General features: G+C 63.5%; 3 protein-coding genes. 2 read left to right on the top strand and 1 reads right to left on the bottom strand.

All coding sequences use genetic code 11. The features are described 5' to 3' along the window. Nucleotides 1-126 precede the first annotated feature (126 nt). Nucleotides 127-342: a hypothetical protein gene (locus tag JHD07_RS38600; RefSeq protein WP_291631772.1), complete on the top strand. Its 216-nt coding sequence runs from the start codon at nucleotides 127-129 to the stop codon at nucleotides 340-342. Between the two features lie 25 nt (nucleotides 343-367). On the opposite strand, the gene JHD07_RS38595 is transcribed toward JHD07_RS38600, so the two are convergent. Further along, nucleotides 368-1,648: a hypothetical protein gene (locus JHD07_RS38595; RefSeq protein ID WP_291631771.1), complete on the bottom strand. Its 1,281-nt coding sequence runs from the start codon at nucleotides 1,646-1,648 to the stop codon at nucleotides 368-370. Nucleotides 1,649-1,761: 113 nt separating this feature from the next. Between JHD07_RS38595 and JHD07_RS38590 the strand changes: the two genes are divergently transcribed. After that, nucleotides 1,762-1,989 (top strand): DUF2171 domain-containing protein, encoded by a 228-nt coding sequence (locus tag JHD07_RS38590; RefSeq protein ID WP_291631769.1) that lies wholly within the window; start codon nucleotides 1,762-1,764, stop codon nucleotides 1,987-1,989. The last annotated feature ends 34 nt before the right edge of the window (nucleotides 1,990-2,023 follow it).

The raw sequence follows: 2,023 nt of genomic DNA, 5'->3' as shown, positions 1-2,023 counted from the left end.
CCAGGCTTCACGAACGCGTGGGTAACCATAGTCCGGCCTTTGATCGGCGCCGATCGGCACTATGTATGCGCCGGGCGAGGATGTGCCCGATAGGTTTCGTGAATGCAGCAGTCCGATTTGACGAGAATGGCCATCGCATCTGCGGTGGCGATTGTCGCGATGTCGTATTTGGCCATCGACGCAGGCGTCCTGAATATCAACGCGGTCAAACGGCCGGTTCAGGTGGCGCAGGCATCGATCGTCGGCGCCGCGATGGGTCAAAATCACCTTGCCCTTGCCGTTCAGGAGTGGACGCGAGGAGCCGAGAAGCCCGCCGTGGAGCAGTGCCTCGCGACGGACTGATGCGGGCGCGCGCGCGGCAGCCCGTTTACTCGCCATCTGCCCCCTGATGCGCCTGCCACCAGCGCGCAATTGCGGCGGCCAGCTCGTTCCAAAGCTCCGTTGGAAGATCAGCGACGGCAACCCGGACGCTGTACTGGTCAGTGGTCGCGTCGTGAAACCACTCCGTCGCCGCAAAATCGAAGCCGAAGCTGCCGGCGTGACGGATGGGAAAACCCTGCCGGCGCAACTCGCAGCTCATGTCTTCGGCAGCCTGCCGCGCCGCCGCCTCGTCGAGCGGGCGCTTGCCGCGCAGGGTGACATACAGACCGTGGGCGAAATGAAGCTCGGCCGAGAGCGTCGGCAGCGTCGCGGCAAAATATCGGGCCGCGCTTCGGCCGTTGCGCAGGATCGCCGCAACGCGCTTTTTTGTTAGAGTCCAATACGCCGCGCTGCCCGCGAAGGGCGGGAAGTGGGCCGGCAACGCCGCGCCGCCGAGCAGCCGAACCGCATTGCGCGTTTCGGACGCGAGACGTGTCAAGTCTGCGCCCCCTGCCCGCTGCTGCTCGTTCCCTTGCACGAAGACGACCGAGCCGAGCCTGCCGTATTCCGCTCCGAGCGAATCGAGCTTGTTGTGGCTTCGCACCAGGACCAGCGGGATGTTGCATCGGCGGGCCCATCTCAGGACACGCCTGATGCGGCCTGACCGGCCGGCGAAACATGTCGTGTCGAAAACCAGGAGATCGAGGCCCGAGCCGTCACAGCGCAGCGCCGCCTCGAAAGCGCCGGCGAAGGAGCAGGAATCCAACAGAAGGATCCGCGGCGAGTTCGCCGCCGCAAACGCCTCGCCCAGCGGCAGCTTCAAGGCCTCGATGCGCAGCTGAGGAATGAAGCCCTGGATCAGCTCCAGCGTCTCTCCGTAGGAGCCGGGAAGCACCAGGATGTCAGCCTTCTCGAGAATTTGCGCAGAGGCGAGCAGCACAGCAGAGATCGCCGCCATCCCCGAGGCAGTGTAAATCACCGTGCTCGCGCTGCCGCCGTCCAACTCGTAGAACGGAGGACCGCGGACCGTCAGATCCGCCCGCTGGTAGTCGTAACTGAACGCGAACGGGCCGCTGGCAGCGTCGGCCGTCTGCGACCAGGCGGTCTCCGTCGCCTTCCATCCCGACAATTCGTGTTCCGCCCTCAGCGCCGCCGTGATCTGGAACTTGGACCTGACGAGGTCGTCGACGGACCGAGGTCGCGCCATATCGAGCGGCTTTCTCAGGCAGTCGTTCAACAGCCTGAGTTCCTCATGCTTGCGCTCCAGATAGGTTCGAATGCTCTCCATGGGAGTCTTGATAGATCCTGTTGGACGTCAACGTCCGGCAAAGGCCGAGGGTCCAACACGCCTGCTGCAACGAACAGGCGTCGTCGCCGTTGAATCCCTGCAAGGAGAACAGAATGGCTGACATCAAAGAGCACATGAAAATCATCGGCAAGGACGGCGCACATGTCGGCACCGTCGATCGCGTCGAGGGCAACCGGATCAAGCTGACGCGCAAGGACAGCCCGGAGGGTCACAAGGACCATCACCACTACATCGATACGAAATATGTCGGCGCCGTCGAAGGCGATGTCGTCAAGCTGTCGGTGAATGCCGACGCGGTCCCGAAGTCGGAAGCCGCCTGAAAAACTCGAGCCCCCTTCGGGGGCTTTTTGTTTG

It is taken from the genome of Bradyrhizobium sp. (genome assembly GCF_016462955.1).
Lineage (GTDB): Bacteria > Pseudomonadota > Alphaproteobacteria > Rhizobiales > Xanthobacteraceae > Bradyrhizobium.
Note: the sequence above shows the minus strand (reverse complement) of the source record. Positions and strands in the feature narration are given on the sequence as shown.

Coding starts and splice junctions, on each gene's coding strand:
- JHD07_RS38600 (WP_291631772.1), top strand. CDS start 127: ATGGCCATCGCATCTGCGGTGGCGATTGTCGCGATGTCGTATTTGGCC.
- JHD07_RS38590 (WP_291631769.1), top strand. CDS start 1,762: ATGGCTGACATCAAAGAGCACATGAAAATCATCGGCAAGGACGGCGCA.
- JHD07_RS38595 (WP_291631771.1), bottom strand. CDS start 1,648: ATGGAGAGCATTCGAACCTATCTGGAGCGCAAGCATGAGGAACTCAGG.